Raw genomic sequence first — 16,879 nt, 5'->3', positions numbered from 1 at the left:
GCAGCTTCAATTCGCCAAGCGTCATGGCCGGGGAACGGGCACTCGTCTCCCACGAGCCGTACCGCGCCGTGTGAATGATGAATTGGTAAAGGTGGATGCCTTCCCATCCCATCGCGACCTGAAGGACGCCATGAAACTCGCGCAACGTCATAGTCGAAGCTACCTGTGCCCGACGCCACACCATCGGGTTCACGTCCTTCAGCCAGATGCGGAACTGCAGGATGAAAACCTCATCCTCCGAGGCCGCCGCCTCTCCGACAGCTTTCCTTGCTGCCCGTTTTACACTCTTCACACCCGCTGGCCCCGTCGAAGTTCAATGACGACGGCATACTCCGTTCCTTTCCGCCCCACAAATCCTCATGCTCCCCATTGACAACGTTGGCGTTCTTGCCGCGCGCGCTCAGCCGACGATATCTGGTGCACAGTCGAATTTGCACTTTCCATCCGATGTCGCGAACGACTTTTGGCAGCGCCTCGATCCGATCGACCTTGTGACGGCCGATGCGCGGCCTCATCCGGTAAGCCCAGGCGCCTTCGACCAGCGCGCGTCGCGCGTGAGTGTTGCCGGTCTTGGTGATGCCGCCGCGCCAGACGGTCTCACCACTCGATTGTTCTCCGGGGACCAGGCCGAAATAGGCCATGAGCTGGCGTGGGTTTGAGAAGCGTGTGACGTCACCGACCTCCGCGACCAGCACCACGACATTAATCAGCGCGATGCCGCGCATCGCCTGCAAGGCGTCAACGACCGGGCGCTGGTTCCATTCCGGGAGCAGGCTGAGTATCTGTTCCTCGACCTGCTGCAGGCGCCGTTCCGCATCCATGACGGCATCGACGTAGTCCTGAAATGCGATCTGCTGCGCGGGATGTTCGAAGGCCAGGGTCGAAAGCCATCGCCGGTAAGCCAATCGCCAGGCCGTCCCACGCTCGTGCTTGCGCCCGTGACGCAGCAGAAATCCTTGAAGATGTTGGCGCGCTCGCGTCACCACTTGTCGGACGATGCTGCGCAGCCGGATCAGGTCGCGCATGGCTTCATGATCGGCATTGGGCACCCAGACTGGCGTCAACTCACCGGCTCGATTGAGGCGGGCGAGCATGGTGGCGTCGCGGCGGTTCGTCTTCACCCGATCGCCAGGCTTTCTTGGGATCAGCGACGGTGCCACCACGTCGCACCGGTGGCCGAGGCTCGTGAGTTGGCGATGAACGCCATAACCGCACGGGCCAGCCTCATAGCAAAACGCCAGCGGCTTGCCGGACCGCCCGAGACGATCGCACAGCTTGCTGATGGCAGCAGGGTCATTGGCAATCTCGCCGAGATATTCCACCGACCCAGAGCGTCCGCTCTCCGCCACCGCGATTGAAATCCGTTGTTTGTGAATATCCAAACCGACAAATCTGATATGTTCCATATGGCCCGTCTCCTATGCATGAGGCTCTGTGCCGGCCCAGCCGGCTTAACCCTCGTACCGTTGCATATCGGATGACGGGCCGCCCTCAGGCCTAGCAATCATAGGGACTAGGATTCTCAGTCTGCGCGGAAATATTCCAGTTGGTGCTTAGGAATCGCATGCAGTCCTTTGGGCAGCGAAGTTAAATGCACAGGGGGCAGCGACTTAGCATTCCGTTCGAAAGAATCGGAGTGGATCAAAAGGCCAAACGTCCGAAAGAGATTTCACAGCGGCAATAATTGCGTTTATAAATTTCAACGAGAGGAAACGCATTTTGATCATTGCCGATATCGACCTTGACATATTCCTCTCTGAAGTTTCCCCCTTCGATCATCGACCCCGGGCGCCATCCTCGATCCGCCCGTGGAGCGAAGCCCAAGTAAGGCTGTTCCTTACAGAGCAGTGCCTACTGTCGGGTGATCGTAATTCCACGCGCCCGAGAGGACACTTCATTGTCCATCATGACGAAGCCTTCCCCATATTCGAAGCACTGTCCCGCAATGGCGCGACGCCGCTGACCGTAGCGCATATTGACGCCCATTCCGACCTTGGAACGGGATTCGGCGACCAGTCATGGATTGACATTGGCCAGCGGGTACTCGCCTTCGATCCTGAACGACGCCTTGAAGCGATCCCACGAAGCGGACCAGAGCGCATCTCTCCCGCGAACTACCTGTCGTTTGCGCTCGCTTGTCGCTGGATCGCGTCCCTAACCTATGTGCACCATGCACAGAGTGGCCACGATCTGATGCCATTTTTCTTTCGGAGCTTTGATACCGAATGCGGGATGATGGAGTTCCGATATATCCCGCATGGCCTCCTCGATGCCGTGACCACGCATTCAAAGGATAAGCTTATCGCGCTACCGCATGTGCTTGAGCCACCGATCCCTTTTCGCAAAGTAACGGTGGAAGACTATCGCGCGCTGGCAACGTTCGACCACGTCATACTATGCCAGTCTCCTGGCTACACCCCTGCCGAGGCGGATGCTCTGATCTCGATATTTGAAGAGTACGTCGACTTCGAAGTCGGATACCATCAGACAATCGCGAAACAGAGTTAGAGTGCCAGCCGAGCACAAAGGAATTACAACGTGACGCTCGACGGATTTCTAGGCTTTCTTGCCCTCTTCATCGCGTTCTACGCGATCGTATCGCCAGTTACACGTCTGCGTGTACAGTTGCATCTTGCAATACAGCTGCCATTGGCATTTCTGGCGGTCGCGCTTGTTCTCTACCTCGAATTCTTCTCTCTGTTGGGGCAGCCTTGCAAGCTAGCCAGCAAGCCGCTCTGCCACTGGCTCACATTCCCGACCGACAACATCTTTACCCCTCAGCAAGCAGCCTTCCTCGTCGTGTTCGCTTGGATGATCTTGGCCCTGACGCTCAACCGTCTCTTGAAGTCGGGAGCTCGCGCATTGCCGACCATCGGCAAGATTGTCCAGACGCTATTATTTGATCATCGGTTTGCCGAGTTGCTGGACTTTATCCGGCCCCATCTTAGATTGATTGAAGAAACCGCACGACGGCAACGCCCGCTTCAGAAAGTCCACGATTGCCTGTCAAATACGAGCCGGTTCCGTCGTCAAAAATACCGCGCGATCAGACCAGTGGAAGAGGAAGTAGCGGCGGGGGTAAAATCTACCTTTGTGACGCGTGGCTACGAGGCGTTTCGGCGAAACATGCGTTGGTTCTCGGTCTTTGTTCCTGCCCAACGAAAGGTACAGGCAGACGCGGAAAACATCGCTCGTACGCTGCTGCGGTCCGAAGAGTTCCGACGATTTGTCGTTACGATGAGACCCGACATGATAGCTGACCTGGTGGCGATCAACCTGCAGCTCCGCTACGACTTCGCCGACAAAGTCTTTCGCGATCTGATCGCCGACAGTGGAAGCAGGCTCTATCAAGAAATCGAGCAGAACCAGAACCTCGCGGGGAATGGCGGCTATGTCATCCCCGAGCAGAACAAGTTGCTGCATTTTCTTTTTGACGATGCCGATGTCGCTCGCAAGCTCGGAGCCTGGAAACCGGTTGGCGACTACGTGATCAACAGCATTCGCGCCGGTGCAAAGAACGGCTACACTGAATACCTCAACGACCGCTCGGACAATTTCGATGAGGAACGGTGGCGCGACAGCACTTTCGTCGGCATCCGCTATTTCGACATCATGGTTCATGCCGCCATGCGACAGGGCGTGCCGGACCATATGTGGCTCTTCTATCTTCCTCTTTTCGTGAAGGAACTCGAAGAGGTGTACGACTCATCGGGTCCGGAAATCGATACCACGGCTGAGTTTCCGACTCGCAATGCCCGGCTGATCTACGAAGCCTTCCATGTCATGGGCAACTGGGTGCGGGCTATTGAATACCTGGACGCGGCATCGCCGCATGCGGCAATCGTTCCAGTGGGAGAATTCTCGTCTTCCGCCATTCCTGTCGATGCAGGCGTCGTTCTGGGCAACGCCATGGTGACAGTGGCACTGTCTCCTCGGATCGATGACACATTCGCAGCCTACATGCACGACTGCGTGCTACACCATATCTCTGCACTTTCACGGAACGGCCTACAAGGACGCATGCGTGCTATCCTTATTCGAACGGTCGTGGCTGGCGGCAATCGAGGTCCAGATGCCAGATATGGCGAAAAGCTCAAAACCTTTCTGGCTGCTACGGATCATGTCCTTCGCGGACAAGTGCGGGATTATGTAGAGGCCGTCGCGACCACATTTCCTGATCCAAGGAACATCGGATGAGTTATTTGGTCTCCACACTCAGACACTGGAGCCGCAAAAAAGATGACTCTTTCAAACCATGTTTTTCACAAGCGCCTTCCCACTCAATCGCCGCCCGGTTTCGGGCCAATGGCGCTAGCGGCCCGCCATGGCGACAATGATGCTACGTTGCAGCCTACGAGGGCTTCACCCAACATCGAATGGCCCGTTCAGGACAGAAGATCGATATGATCCGCCTTCGGACGTTCCAGCTCCTGAATTTCAGGCACGGTCAAGTGAGCGTCCCTTAGTATCTTCATCTCCTGAGCCGTGAATTCGCCAGCACGATAAGGATCGTATCCAGCCAAAAGTCGCGAACGAATAATCGCATTCTGCGCGATGGTCAAAGCGGGAAAGCGACGCACACCAACTCCAATGAGCTGGCCATTTCGGGTGGCTGAGTAGACTTCCCCGGTCTCGATCCATGTAATTGCGGCATCAGGGATAGACGGGATATTTCTTTCGTCGCCTATTGATGGGGTTATGCATCTATGGTCTTTTCCATTACTCAGTACGCTGTGTAGAACAAAATTCAGACCTTGAACCCACCATCCCGTGACCGCCTTGGCCTGCCGAGTTGGATCGTTCTTCTCGAACCAACGGGCATTGGCGTGACATTCGTTCGATGGCATGCGCATATATTGTAACTCTTGATCAGAAAGACGTTCGACGTGACGGAGGTCTCGATTGAGCAATTCTGCAACTACGGCAGTTTCCCAAGGCGTTGGTGGAAAAGACCATTCATTAACTTGCGCCAACAAGTGCCCCCGAATCTTTTCTCGCCTTCTTCTAGCCTCGCCCATCTTAAGTCTCCAAAAAATGATACGGATCAATCTACCAGGTATCACACCGTTCAAGGTGGTTGTGAGCGATCCTTGACACCCCTTCATGCGTTAGGCCGCGCTGCCATCGAAATGGGCTTTGAGCTCGGAGAAGCTTAAATGAGGAGGCAAACGGAGCGTATATTCACACGTGAGGCGATGGATCGGCCGTTGTTCGAAGAACCAGGTGACCATATCCATCGCGAAGATCCATTCTCCGGTCCTCAAGGATTCATGGTGGGGGATGAGTTCATCCCGACCCGCTTTGAGATGGCGCAACAGTACTTTGACGCCGCACATATGCTTTTGGAAACGATAAAGCGTGGCGATTGGGAGGACTACAAACTGGTCAATCCGGCCCTTTACCTCTATCGGCATTCACTCGAATTGTTGGTGAAGGACATCACACGATCGTCGCGTAGGACGCACGATCTCTCGGAACTCGCCGGCGAACTTGAGGCAACGGTCATTGCCTCGTCTGGATTTTCGGCTCCGACTTGGATCATCAAGCGGCTTAAAGAAATTGCAGCAATAGACCCCACTTCCACTGCGTTTCGCTATGGTGAAAAATTTGACGTTGCCTCGAAGCAGGCGGTGCCGCCGGTATCCGAGGCTGTGTACGTAAGTGTCCCCCACCTGCAGCGTGCAATGCTCACGCTCAACGCGGCACTCCGAGGCGGTATTGCAGAAATCGCGAACGAGCACCCGGTACATTATTTCGACGGTGACGAATGATCGGGATTCGTTACCGAAGTGGTTTTAGCGTGTCGTCGATCGCCCTTATAGCGGGCTGCGGGCGTCAGTGAGAAGTCCCCCGCTACCGCTGCGTCGAGATCGAGATCGGGTCGATTGAAAAACATGCGGGCGTGGCGTGCGCAATCTAGACCCAACGCTCGATTAGCTAGCGCATCCTGCCCAATTTGAGATGCGAGCAAGCGGTAAACGTCGTAGTAATGACGTGTCACGCGTTGACCTTCTTGACGGACAATTCCTCTGCAGTCAAACCACCGGCGCAAACCATGTAGAATGATTATCTTGTCCCAAAATGTGCGGCCGGCGGCAACTGTGGTTACATTTGAGACTACGAAATTCGTGTCCTCCAGTTCGGCGGCGACATAAGGGATGACGTTTGCGGACGCATCGGGTCTAGAGCGGATTTGGCGCCAGCAGCTGTGGCGGATCGCGTTGAGTTGACGGGTTCGAGTCTTGCGACCCATGGCTTCGAGCTCCTCGACGGAAGCCGCCTCTCCCAGTCGCGAAACACCGTGATGTCGATGTCTTCCGAAAAGCGCTCGATTAGGCCATGCGCCTTCGACAAGGAAGTACCGCCTTTGAATAGCAGACGTGGTTGACCGGCCGGCAATTCGTTGAACAGAGCGTCGAGTACCCAGCAGACCCAGAAATCCTCCTCGACATTTCGTTCACTTGTACCCAGGCGTCGTCCAGTTTCCGCGAACAATCCGCGGCGATCCTCAATTGGGGCCGCTAATACACGTGCGAATGCGGGGTTCATCATGAGCTCTTCGTCGAAGCTCTGTTGTTTGGTTTTCTCCGGGTTTCTGCCAAATTATCGGACCCTGCGGTCTTTTCGATCGACCGCAAACTTTCGCGCTTGACGCGAGGAGACTTGGACGAAACCGTGTGTCTCATCGCCCTTCTAAGAGGCAGTTCAGGAGACGGATCGGCATCCTGCAACACCTCCCGGAGATAGGATTGCATCCATATTGGCAAGGTCGGTAGGCCGTCGCGGAGATCGTCGCGGACCGCTTGTCCTCTTGCCGGATCACTGAGCAAGTTCCGAAGCCGTGCCGTGCTGTCCGCTTCATTCCCTGAGGTTAGAACGTCTTGAAGCCAGTATAAGGCTTGGACGACTCGCATCGCAGGTCGTCCGGCCCAGAAAAGCCGACTTGGCGCAGCCTGCCTGAACTTGATAGTTTGGTTGCCCAGTTTTATTGGACGCAGACGCGCATCGCTGAGTACAACTACCTGTGAGGGAACGGCGGTTGTGAGACCTAGATCATTCGCCGCAGTGAGGCCATCGACGACAAGGCGCGCCTGATCGCGTCGACTTACAGCGTCAACTACGGCGCGTGTCTCCGGGGCGCTCGAACGACTCGTCAGGCTATTTTTGCGCGGCATGTGGTACAAGCCCCGATCAAGACGCTGCAGCTCTTTGGTTTTCACGAGGCGTTGGAGTGCCTTGTCTATGGCCGCGCGAGGTCCGATGTCGAGAAAGTCCACAGGTGTCCAGACAGCACTTGGAGCCGCTGCAATGCGGTCGAGAATCTGTGGCTTGAGATCGAGCGAAGGGCCGCGCATGACTTCACCTCTTTGTCCGAAAGATGCGGTAAGTTTCGGACAAAAGCAACTCCGAGCTTTACGTTGTCCGAAAGATGCGGTAAGTTTCGGACAAAGGCATACCGGGAGGTCGAACGTGATCCGCTCCATTCATCCCTTCCCGGCACGCATGGCACCGGAACTAGCTCTGGAAAAACTAAATGAGCTATCCTCCGCAGGTCTAGTGCTCGACCCGATGGCAGGTTCCGGAACCGTTCTTCGTCAGGCGACCGATCTCGGTCATCAGGCGATTGGCTTCGATATGGATCCTCTGGCGGTTCTCATGACCCGCGTGTTGACGGCCGCAGTCAACGATGCGTTGGTCCTCGACCTCGCTGACCGCGTAAATAAACGAATCGATGCGATGTCTGTCGAAGAAGCCATCCTACCATGGATGGACAATGATCCCGAGACAGCGGCGTTTGCCGACTTCTGGTTCGCTGATCCGCAGAAAGCCGAGTTGCGCCGAATCGCTTGTGCTTTGGATCAGCTTAGCGGGGAACTCTCCAGTCCGGATGAACACTTGGCGATCGACCTGTTGAAGATCGCGCTCAGCCGCCTCATCATCACTAAGGACAAAGGAGCTTCGCTGGCCCGCGACGTCTCGCACAGTCGACCGCACAAGGTCGCGGACGCCAACGACTTCGAGGTCAGACCAATGTTCGATCGCTCAATTAACGCTGTAAGGAAGCGCCTGAGCGAAGCCCCGCCTGCCGGCGGCGCCGCCATTACTCTCGGCGATGCGAGAACGCTGACGTCCGTCGCTGACGCCAGCGTCGACGTGGTTCTGACGTCGCCACCCTATCTCAATGCTATTGACTACATGCGCGGACACCGTCTGTCTCTTATCTGGCTCGGCCATCGCCTTAGAGACCTTCGTACGATCCGCTCCAACAGCATTGGTGCCGAGCGGGCGCCCGATAAGGTTGATGAGGCCATCGAGCTAGCAACGATGCAAGCTGCTATGGGCGAGATCGATCAGCTTCCCACGAAATTCGCGTCGATGATCGCCCGCTATGTCCAGGACATCCGTCTTATGGTCAGCGAAATCGCACGCGTGCTAAAAGCTGGAGCACGCGCGACATTCGTCGTAGGCAATTCCTGCCTGCGCGATGTGTTCATCAGAAATTCTGAAGCGGTCGCCACCGCTGCCCGCCTCGCTGGGTTGACGTTGGTTAGCGAAACCGAGCGGCCTTTGCCGTTGCGCAGCCGCTATCTGCCAATGACGAGCGAACCGCTTGGCAAGCGAATGCGCACTGAGACGATCCTCACATTCGCGCGCACCTGACTGTCAGGCGAGATTCTGGATGAACTGCAAGCTGCCCTTGTACTTGTAGAACAGCTTTGCTCGTCCGTTCGCATTGTACAAAATCTTCACATGATGGACGGCCATTGGAAATTTCTTGGGCTCGAGCTGGCTTTTGCCCATGAATCCCTTATCGCGTGATATCGCCGCCTGATTGGCGGTACTGCCGTAATTAGCGATCGTCGAGGCTGCGTGAATGGCGAGCGTGCCCCCACCTCCGGCCATTACTGCCTTGATGTAGTCGATCAGGAATTGCGGCAGCGCGTCGTTGCCGAGTTTGGCGCGAAGTGCATCCAGCGTCACGATGCTCGATGGGTCACCAAGCACGATCTGATCGAGTTCTGCCGTGAAATCGAACATGCCGAACGACATCTCGCCCTTGTCGAGCGCGACGGTTGCCTTATCGATACTGGGGTCCGAAGCCACAGACACGCGACTATCTCCGATCCAGACCGGCGACCCCAGCTCACTCCGAACTGTCGCAAGCGCCAGCCGATGAAAGACGAAGCAACGATGCCAATCGGCATAGAGTTGGGTTGGGATTGTCAGTTCGAAATGTTCAAGATACGCGCCGCGCGCGCCGAACATGCGTGCCCGCTGGATGTAAGTATCCTGCTGCAACTTGTGCTGCACGTTACGCGTGAAAAACATCGACAGAAGGTTTGGGAAGGTGACGCCGCGCGAAACGATATTCCCGCCGATGATAATGGTGAACGGAGAGGAGGGCTCGGTGGCGCTATCCCCTGCTGCTATTCGGTCTCGTTCGCTGTTCAGTACCACAAGGCTCGTGCGCGAAGCGTTTTCCACGACATAGCTGGTGAGTTCATCGGGATCAGCCGCCGGATATAGGTGCTGCGCCGTCGCATAGACGCTGGTGACAAGCGTATCGAAGTCCGTGCTATCGGCCTCGGTCAATGCATGCACGGCCTCTTCGATCGTGACGCGGTCGGCCTCATGGTCGAGCTTCTTGCCGCTCGTGTGCACCAGCATCGTGTAGTTTTTCTCTTCGTCGTTCACGACTTTATTGAGGTAAGAGACCGTAACAAGAAACCGAACGAGCGCGTCCCGCGCTTCCTGCGGATTGCCGCCCTGCTGAAGATAGGTCAGGCGGTAGGACACTTTCTTGTCGAGCGGAAAGAACACGTCCTGGCCCGTATATTTGGCGTGTGGTGGGAAACTCACCCACTTTTCAGTGTCATTCTTAAAGGTGTTGTTGAGGTCGAGCCGCGCGGGTGTCGCGGTGACGCCGATATAGAAGCCATCGCTGCCAATCAGCTGCCCAACGAGGTCGTTGATGGTCGTCTTCGTACCCTTGTTCACCTTGGAGTTTGGCGTGGCATAATCCGCCTCGTCATCGATCACGACGATTTTTCCTACGTCTTTGAGTCGATCGATCAGTTTCTCGAGATCGCGCGCGTTCTTTTTGCAGAAAACAACCAACTCGGCGGGCTTCTGGCCGTTCGACGTCTGAAGCAACTCGGAGGAGTTGCGCGGAGCTGGAGCTAGGCCGGATGTCTTGAAGCGACGCAAATTCTGAGTGAGCAGATCGACACTGTCGTTCATGAGATGGACAATGATCTTGTGCCCCTGATCGAGCAGCTTTGCAGTCAGACAGATCATCATCTCGGTCTTGCCGCTTTGCGGCTCGCCGTAGATCACGAGCGCCGATGTGCTGGCCTTTGCAAGGTTGGAGACCGCGCCGTTAACCGCCACCTCGATGCTCGTCGTAGGAACGTCGGCTGTCTGCAATCGCTTCAGTTGTTTGACATACCGATCATTGAGCTTTGCTTTTCCCTTGAATTTCGCGAGATCGGGTACGTTTGCCACTTAAAATCATCCCTCAATGTGTCGGTCCGAACCTTGTAGATATAATAGATAATTCACTGCTTCTTCGTACAATTCTTCACGTCAGAAAAAATGCGTCCAGCTTTTACAGCAGGCGACACTCCTTTTCCATCCGATGCCTCCGAACGCCAACTTCTAGTAAAAGCACGAGTCTGACACCTCAAACATCCGTCAGCTTTCCAGTCTCAACTTCGCCGTCGAGGGATGGATCTGTGTCATGATCGGGCGGCGCATGTGCGCAAGGCTAACAACGGCCTGCCCCGGCTGCAGCGACGCTAGCGAGCGCCACATGCTCTGATCGATGGCGGGAATAGTCCGCCGTAACCTGCCGACGACGCTTTCGTCCTGAATCTTGTGCAGGATCCAGTTGTTGATCAACGCCAACACCTCATCGGGCAGATTCTGCGGCAGCTGCGTGACGAAGGTTAAGCCCAGCCAACGCTTACGCCCGCGCTTAGCAATGCGGGCAACCTGCTCATACAACGTCGGCATCTGTCGGATTCGCGCCGTCGACAGAAATTCGTGTGCCTCCTCGATAATGAGATTAACTGGCGTCGGCGTCTGCCCCTTGACGCTCGCCAACTCGTACGCACGCTCCTGCTCGGTCTGCAACTGCCGCAAAACCTGCGCGATCGCCAAGTTTCGCAGCACCGGGCTGTCAAGATCTGAAAGGTCGATGATGTTGACCCGACCTGGTTTGAGCATCGCCGGGACATCTAGGTGGGCTGCATCGGCACGGTCGAAGATTTTCAACCGGTGCATGCGCCAGAGGAGACCGGAAACCTTCATCCAGCTCGACGGAACTTTCTCGAGCTCAGTCTGATCAATGATTTCTTCGAGCTTGGCCTGCGCGTCCGACCGCTTTCGCATCAGGTCGCTGGCCCAAAATGTGACTTCACCTTTCTTGAGGTGCGCGATGCATGCAGAAACGACGTCGATTAGCAGCGCCAGGGTCAGGTGTGGATAGCCCGACTCCATTTCATCCCAATCCAGGGCCTGGCGTTCTGACTCGACGTCTTTTTTGACCGGAAAAACGTTGATGTCGCCCAGCAGGCGTCGACCGATGTCATAGGCAGCGAGGAAACGACCTTGTTGTGCATCGTTCATCCCGAGTATTTCTATCGCGGTCCATGGCGACAACACGCTGAATTCGAGCGTGAACTCGGTATGTGACGGGTGGTCAGGATTGCTGGGCTCACGGCCGACTAGCGTCAGAACATGTGTGTTGGGTACGCCCTTAACGGGGAGACCCTGCGCCCTGGCAAGTGCCAGCATGTCGGCATCCGCGGTCACCTCGTGCATGGTGGTGTACTCGCCTTCGGTATCGAGCAGAATGACCGCCGCCCCCTCTTCCGCGATGCCGGCGGCGTAGTTGGTGATCGTCGTAGATTTGCCACCGCCCGTTGTGCCCAGAACTCCCGTATGCCGGTAGAGTACAGACTTCTTGTGAACCGGCACCGGTACGTCGACTGTTTCGTGGCCCATTACACGGCCGATGGCAAAATCGCCCTCCAAGCCCAGAATCGAAGACATCTCTGCATCATCGACCAGGAAGACGGGCGAATTCGGAATCGGCCGCCGATTGGCAGGCCCGATACGACCCCCTCTCTCCTCGCCGAGCAGCTGAAGCTGAAGACGACCGTGGTGCCCGGGCATGCCGATTGCGCCATTGACCGCCGAGATCACCATGGCGGTCGAATCAGCGCTAATACCATCCGGATCATAAAACGGGCCGGCCGACACGGTTCCAACATAGCGGCGGCCGTCGGGATGACTTTCGATGCGAAGAAGCGCCTGCGACGTTACGTTCAGAATTTTGTCCGGCGGCATCACAACCGTCACCGATCCATCGGACGAGCCGGAGGTGTCGTACAGGGTTCGTCCGAAAGATCCATCGTAAACAGCCGGGAGCTTCTTCTGACCGCCGGCCCTTTCTGATGTCTCGATCAAATTCTTCACGGCCGCGCGGCTCGTTGACGCGCGGTCAGTCACCTCAGATGCATCGCTGGCCGTTTCGTCGTCTCGGTTCGCTTTGGGCATTTCACTCTCCTTAATGGGCGAGGCGCTTCACGCGCCATATTGGGTCATGACCGCCGCTGCCGGCTTGAAGATCGCGTCTGATGGGAACATCTCGCGGCAGATACCGCCGGCGAGATCAAGCAGCATCGGGTAGCCTCGCGCTTCAACAAGCACGGCATCCGCCATCGCGACGATAGCGGCTTCGCTGGCATGTTCGGCATGGGCATAGAACACCTGACTTGACGAGTGCGGCGAGACGCGAAAGACGCCGGCGACGAGCTTCCCACTGGCGTCCGCCTGAAAGCTCTCAAGCATCCGCAGCGCTTTCTGGAATCGGCCCGTTCCATAGTGACCTTGAGTGATAACGCCGTGCATGTACGAGTTCAGATCGTCGACGATCGCATACTCAAGTGGGAGCAACGCATCGCCGATGGTTCGCAGCAGGCGGTCGTTCGATCCGCGCGGAACATAGACGAAGCGCTTGTGGTCGAGCAGCAACTCACGAAAAAGCGGAACGGACAACTCGATCAGTTCAGGCATCCCTGCCCCCGTGAGCAATTCCTTCGGCAGGGGATGGCCATGGCCCATCCGCCATGGCGCTTCTGCCTTGCGCGCCATCACCGCCAACTCGGCATTGGCCATCAATCCGCGTCGCAGCATGTCCGATACGCCCGCTTCCTCGGCATCCTCGGCTGCTTTGCGTTGGGCAAGCAAGGCGAGCGTTCGATCAAGCGCAGTGCGTCCTGAGACCTTGACGTCCTTCTGAAACACTCGGTGGCCCCAGGTCCCATGGTCGCCCAGATAGGTCGCAAGTGCTATTGCCGTCTGAAAGATCGTCATCGGAAGCGTCTGATGAACCACCGACGCCCCATCAACAGCTTGGACATGCCCGCTGAACAACAAGTGCTGCTGAACTGTCCGCAGCTCGCCAAGTTCGACTTCGTGAACTCCGGCATCACGGGGAGCACCTTCGCGTCGGGCGATCAAAGGGAAGGCCTGCTCGCGAATGTCGCGGCGGGTTTCCATTTCCCGGACTTGCGCCGCAATAATCTCCCTCTGCAGACGATCAAACTGCTCCGCCATCCGGTGGGCGGGGTCCCAATTGTCGATGTCGAGCGTGTCCTCAATGCGCTCGCCGGTAGCTTCCTCGTAGCTCCGCCCCGCTGCCGATCCCGCTGCGTGTGGCGCCGATTTAGCTTCATCTTGGTCGACAGCAGAATTAGCCATGCGCCGTTCCTTTTATCCTACATATGCCGCTCGCGCTCTATTTCGGACGCCGCCTTGCGAAGTTGTTCCACCAAGGATGGTCGATTGCGGGCTGCGGCGTTCACAATACGCGGCGCGTGACGATCGGCGTCACCTGGTGACAGTCCAAAAGTTTCTATCAAGCAAGCGGTTGCCGCTGCCCGATCGATCCGCCCACTTCGACCAAGCGTGCGGGCAATGACAATGCCTATGGGGGCGAGGGCAAGGAACGCAGCCTCGTCGGCTTCATATTCCATGACTTCCGCGGCGGCTGTCAGTGGGACACCGTCATCCCGCTCCATGACGTCTGCGAACGCGCCGAGCGGGCATCCGGACAAAATGCCCGCTAGCCGTTCAGGTGCCGTCGGCGCTCGAAGGCCATCGAGTACGTCGATGATCGCTGGGCCAAGGCGAGCGATCGCGAGTTCGCGCCGTGTTAAATAATGACCTGCAAAATGGGCCAGTTCATGCGCAAGAGCGAACCGCAGGAGCGCTGCATCATCTTCGTCGAGAAAAATAATACCGAAGCCTCGGTGGGCAACCAAGCAGCCGCGCAGGCGTCGTTTCCGGAGGGAAGCGGTTGCGCGACCGGTCGCGGCAGACAGCGTCTGCGCGACGTCCGCAGTGGTAAGGTCAGCGCGGACAATGATCGACACAGGCAAAGTCAGCGGTGCGCTTTCGGCGAGATCACGCGGAAAGCCGGAGCCGACTTTGTCGGCTCCGGCGGTAATTCGCGCTGCAACTGCGGCGGCGTCAAACGCCATCAATCGGCATCCTGTTTTCCCTCGTCCACGTCGAGCGCGGCCATCAGCATTTCGCCGTCGTCATTGGCATTCGCAAAGGCCCTCGCGCTTTCAGCGAAACGAAACATATTGACGAGGGCCAGTGGATTCACGCCCAAGGAGGTGGCCAACTCCATTGCCGCCCGGGGCATTGCAGCGCCTTCCGGCCGCGGTGTCACCGCGAGCCGCCACAGCTGGTTCTCATCACAACGCAACTCGACGGCGGCCGAGCGCCCTGGATTTGCACGTTCCCAAATCGCCAGAGCACTACCGACGAAATCGGATCGATCACGCGCCGCCTGGGCCATCGCGCGCCCCAGACGTTCGGTCTCTGCTGAATTTCGATCCATTGTAATCTCCGTATTATTCATGCCTTCGTCCCCTCCCCAAAGCGGCGAGCTCTGCCGCGGATACGCTCCAACCGTCTTCCCGCTTCCTCCAGCCCAGATTCGTCGGCGGCCAAGCCAAGAGCTCGAGCGACTACGGGCACCGAACTCGCACCCACCTTTATGAGGTTGACGATGACTGCGTCGCCAGGATCCTTCACCAATTGGTCGCCAAATCGCTCCCAGTCGATCTGCCGGATCATTGAATCCTCGTCGTTGACTGCCGCTAACGGATCATCAGAAGAATTTTCGATCGCCGAATACGTACCCTCATGTTTTGTGCGGCGAGCTTGCGAGCGCCGAAGGGTCATAGCCTTGCCTTTGGCGATAGTGGCGAGGTAAGTCGTCAGCTCAGCGAGCTGAGGATTGTAATTCGTCGGGGCAGCCAGATATTTGAACAAGGCGTCGAAGCAGGCCTCTTCGACATCCTGGTGGTCATGGAGACCAGCTATGTCGCGCTTGACGATGGCGACCAGCGACGCAATGACCAACTCAACGATCCTCGAGGCGGCACGCGTATCCCCCGCCAAAAGCTGACCGTGTAGCGTCAGCAGTTCTTTCTGTTTCGACATCCTAGTCCTCTCACCGTCCGGTCGACGTCACCGGCTGATTCGGCGCCAATCTTTGTTCGACGTCATATATCTGCCGATCAACGGCAAACCTGGACGCGCGAAAGAGGAATTTTTGGCCGTTACAGATTTATGCAGAAGAGTCAGCTCCGTGATGTCACGAAAGACAGCGCCGAGCACCTTTTCGTCTTGATCAGCCCGCCATGAAGCTCCTCGGCCATAACCCGAGCCAAGGACCTGCTCGTGCAAGGACGTGGAGATGGAAGCGCGTCCGCGAGATGTGCTTGCTGAGAAGATCGTCCTCCTCGCGCTGTGTTCTTTTGCGTTTCGCCTCACCCATTTTATCCGACTCGAAACGGCGTTTTCGACATGAGGCGAATGGCGGTTGCGATGGCAAAATGTGCATCCTGGGCAAGAACATCTTCGGCGAGCTCTCCGCCGGTGACGGAACGCCTCACCAAATTGTCCGGGTCGTTTATGTTCCGGAAATGAGAGAGCGGGTTGCGGAGGTCCGCCAACCGTTTGAGATCAGTGACCTCTCCCGAAGAGAGAACACCGTTGGCTGAGCATCGCCTAAGAGTGTCATGAAATCCCACCTTCGGTGGTAGGTCTTCTCCTGACACGTGCAGAAACCCAGCCAGAGTATTTTCCGCAAGCGATTGGCAAAGTAAAATGGTCGCGGCGAAATTGCCGTGGACGAATGACGACCGGGCCTCGGTCAACGCGGTATGAGCTACAGTTCCTCCAAATAGAAGCGTTCCGCCACTCCCCAATGAGCGTCCGTGATCGATCAAATAGTGATACCGACCGAGTCGGCCTGCTAGGTCATCGTGCAGGTCGGCCAGTAGTAGTTGGAGAAGGGCGACATCTGACGGAGTCGAAAAAAAATCAGCCGTATGATCGTCTGGATCGACTTCGTTCATGTTTCGCTCGTGGGGACCGCGCACGACCCACGATGAGGCAATTTTTTCGCAGAAATCTGCATCCCGCCGATCGCTTCAAAATGGTGCCGGTCAAGTCTTTCCAATGCCATCGCTTGTGTCGGAACCATAGCCTGTTTCTGACGGCTTTCAACAAGGTGGATTTTTAGTCGTGGTGGTTGAACCTGTGCGGGACATCCCGCTGCCCGTCCTCTCGCGAGGCCCAGCTCGTCAACGAGGTCGAGCGTCTGCTGTTTTCATTCTCAGCCTGTCCTGGATCAGGCCGAACCATACGAGGCTGGCTGATCTCGATCCTTGTCCGAAATATGCCTACAAATTTCGGACAATGCCTACACGACTGTCGGCCCCCCACCGCATACCGCCGATCGATCTGTTGATCAGGTACCAGCAGACGCAGCCGTCGTTCCGTCGTC

16 protein-coding genes and 1 pseudogene are annotated in these 16,879 nt (G+C 56.9%); 4 read left to right on the top strand and 13 right to left on the bottom strand.

Annotated elements, in window-relative coordinates; translation table 11 throughout:
* Together ACWGTO_RS27855 and ACWGTO_RS27850 are read right to left on the bottom strand one after the other, a co-directional pair.
* The coding region (locus tag ACWGTO_RS27855; protein WP_454577999.1) for a plasmid pRiA4b ORF-3 family protein at positions 1–292 on the bottom strand (292 nt) is incomplete at its 3' end.
* On the bottom strand, positions 231–1,406 hold the full coding sequence (locus ACWGTO_RS27850; protein ID WP_454577998.1) for an IS110 family transposase: 1,176 nt from the start codon (positions 1,404–1,406) through the stop codon (positions 231–233). The genes ACWGTO_RS27855 and ACWGTO_RS27850, both read right to left, overlap by 62 nt.
* Before the next feature lie 313 nt (positions 1,407–1,719).
* Between ACWGTO_RS27850 and ACWGTO_RS27845 the strand changes: the two genes are divergently transcribed.
* Both ACWGTO_RS27845 and ACWGTO_RS27840 read left to right on the top strand, forming a co-directional pair.
* Complete coding sequence (locus tag ACWGTO_RS27845) at positions 1,720–2,508, top strand: hypothetical protein (protein WP_454577997.1); 789 nt, start codon at positions 1,720–1,722, stop codon at positions 2,506–2,508.
* A 30-nt stretch (positions 2,509–2,538) separates the two neighbouring features.
* The gene (locus tag ACWGTO_RS27840) at positions 2,539–4,197 is read left to right on the top strand and encodes a hypothetical protein (protein ID WP_454577996.1); all 1,659 of its coding nucleotides are present in this window, start codon (positions 2,539–2,541) and stop codon (positions 4,195–4,197) included.
* 188 nt (positions 4,198–4,385) lie between these two features.
* On the opposite strand, the gene ACWGTO_RS27835 is transcribed toward ACWGTO_RS27840, so the two are convergent.
* On the bottom strand, positions 4,386–5,018 hold the full coding sequence (locus ACWGTO_RS27835; RefSeq protein WP_454577995.1) for a hypothetical protein: 633 nt from the start codon (positions 5,016–5,018) through the stop codon (positions 4,386–4,388).
* A gap of 189 nt (positions 5,019–5,207) precedes the next feature.
* Here ACWGTO_RS27835 and ACWGTO_RS27830 point away from each other — a divergent pair, with 189 nt between their 5' ends.
* On the top strand, positions 5,208–5,771 hold the full coding sequence (locus ACWGTO_RS27830; protein ID WP_454577994.1) for a hypothetical protein: 564 nt from the start codon (positions 5,208–5,210) through the stop codon (positions 5,769–5,771).
* Here the strand turns inward: ACWGTO_RS27830 and ACWGTO_RS27825 are convergent.
* From ACWGTO_RS27825 to ACWGTO_RS27815, 3 genes and pseudogenes are all read right to left on the bottom strand, one after another.
* Positions 5,750–6,253 carry a nucleotidyl transferase AbiEii/AbiGii toxin family protein gene (locus tag ACWGTO_RS27825; RefSeq protein ID WP_454577993.1) on the bottom strand — a complete coding sequence of 168 codons (504 nt, stop codon included), beginning with the start codon at positions 6,251–6,253 and terminating at the stop codon, positions 5,750–5,752. The genes ACWGTO_RS27830 and ACWGTO_RS27825 overlap by 22 nt on opposite strands.
* A gap of 86 nt (positions 6,254–6,339) precedes the next feature.
* Positions 6,340–6,549 (bottom strand): annotated as a pseudogene (locus ACWGTO_RS27820) (nucleotidyl transferase AbiEii/AbiGii toxin family protein); the annotation flags it as partial.
* Positions 6,549–7,355 (bottom strand): DUF6088 family protein, encoded by an 807-nt coding sequence (locus tag ACWGTO_RS27815; protein ID WP_454578002.1) that lies wholly within the window; start codon positions 7,353–7,355, stop codon positions 6,549–6,551. The pseudogene ACWGTO_RS27820 and the gene ACWGTO_RS27815, both read right to left, overlap by 1 nt.
* A gap of 115 nt (positions 7,356–7,470) precedes the next feature.
* Between ACWGTO_RS27815 and ACWGTO_RS27810 the strand changes: the two genes are divergently transcribed.
* On the top strand, positions 7,471–8,661 hold the full coding sequence (locus ACWGTO_RS27810) for a hypothetical protein (RefSeq protein ID WP_454577992.1): 1,191 nt from the start codon (positions 7,471–7,473) through the stop codon (positions 8,659–8,661).
* A gap of 3 nt (positions 8,662–8,664) precedes the next feature.
* On the opposite strand, the gene ACWGTO_RS27805 is transcribed toward ACWGTO_RS27810, so the two are convergent.
* From ACWGTO_RS27805 to ACWGTO_RS27775, 7 genes are all read right to left on the bottom strand, one after another.
* A complete protein-coding gene (locus tag ACWGTO_RS27805) occupies positions 8,665–10,506 on the bottom strand; it encodes a Z1 domain-containing protein (protein ID WP_454577991.1) in 1,842 nt (613 codons plus the stop codon).
* A gap of 189 nt (positions 10,507–10,695) precedes the next feature.
* Complete coding sequence (locus ACWGTO_RS27800; RefSeq protein ID WP_454577990.1) at positions 10,696–12,564, bottom strand: ATP-binding protein; 1,869 nt, start codon at positions 12,562–12,564, stop codon at positions 10,696–10,698.
* Positions 12,565–12,591: 27 nt separating this feature from the next.
* Entirely contained in the window at positions 12,592–13,770 is a 1,179-nt protein-coding gene (locus tag ACWGTO_RS27795; protein ID WP_454577989.1) for a hypothetical protein, read from the bottom strand.
* Positions 13,771–13,787: 17 nt separating this feature from the next.
* Positions 13,788–14,552 carry a hypothetical protein gene (locus ACWGTO_RS27790; RefSeq protein ID WP_454577988.1) on the bottom strand — a complete coding sequence of 255 codons (765 nt, stop codon included), beginning with the start codon at positions 14,550–14,552 and terminating at the stop codon, positions 13,788–13,790.
* Positions 14,552–14,941 (bottom strand): hypothetical protein, encoded by a 390-nt coding sequence (locus tag ACWGTO_RS27785; protein WP_454577987.1) that lies wholly within the window; start codon positions 14,939–14,941, stop codon positions 14,552–14,554. Before ACWGTO_RS27785 ends, ACWGTO_RS27790 begins: the two co-directional genes overlap by 1 nt.
* Entirely contained in the window at positions 14,938–15,528 is a 591-nt protein-coding gene (locus ACWGTO_RS27780) for an RNA polymerase sigma factor (protein ID WP_454577986.1), read from the bottom strand. The genes ACWGTO_RS27785 and ACWGTO_RS27780 overlap by 4 nt, the downstream gene beginning before the upstream one ends.
* A 338-nt stretch (positions 15,529–15,866) precedes the next feature.
* Positions 15,867–16,448 carry a hypothetical protein gene (locus ACWGTO_RS27775; RefSeq protein ID WP_454577985.1) on the bottom strand — a complete coding sequence of 194 codons (582 nt, stop codon included), beginning with the start codon at positions 16,446–16,448 and terminating at the stop codon, positions 15,867–15,869.
* Between the last annotated feature and the right edge of the window lie 431 nt (positions 16,449–16,879).

The organism is Mesorhizobium sp. PL10, from assembly GCF_053714315.1.
This window is presented reverse-complemented; position numbering and strand designations above follow the sequence as displayed.

Coding starts and splice junctions, on each gene's coding strand:
- ACWGTO_RS27850 (WP_454577998.1), bottom strand. CDS start 1,406: ATGGAACATATCAGATTTGTCGGTTTGGATATTCACAAACAACGGATT.
- ACWGTO_RS27835 (WP_454577995.1), bottom strand. CDS start 5,018: ATGGGCGAGGCTAGAAGAAGGCGAGAAAAGATTCGGGGGCACTTGTTG.
- ACWGTO_RS27825 (WP_454577993.1), bottom strand. CDS start 6,253: ATGGGTCGCAAGACTCGAACCCGTCAACTCAACGCGATCCGCCACAGC.
- ACWGTO_RS27815 (WP_454578002.1), bottom strand. CDS start 7,355: ATGCGCGGCCCTTCGCTCGATCTCAAGCCACAGATTCTCGACCGCATT.
- ACWGTO_RS27800 (WP_454577990.1), bottom strand. CDS start 12,564: ATGCCCAAAGCGAACCGAGACGACGAAACGGCCAGCGATGCATCTGAG.
- ACWGTO_RS27795 (WP_454577989.1), bottom strand. CDS start 13,770: ATGGCTAATTCTGCTGTCGACCAAGATGAAGCTAAATCGGCGCCACAC.
- ACWGTO_RS27790 (WP_454577988.1), bottom strand. CDS start 14,552: ATGGCGTTTGACGCCGCCGCAGTTGCAGCGCGAATTACCGCCGGAGCC.
- ACWGTO_RS27785 (WP_454577987.1), bottom strand. CDS start 14,941: ATGAATAATACGGAGATTACAATGGATCGAAATTCAGCAGAGACCGAA.
- ACWGTO_RS27780 (WP_454577986.1), bottom strand. CDS start 15,528: ATGTCGAAACAGAAAGAACTGCTGACGCTACACGGTCAGCTTTTGGCG.
- ACWGTO_RS27775 (WP_454577985.1), bottom strand. CDS start 16,448: ATGAACGAAGTCGATCCAGACGATCATACGGCTGATTTTTTTTCGACT.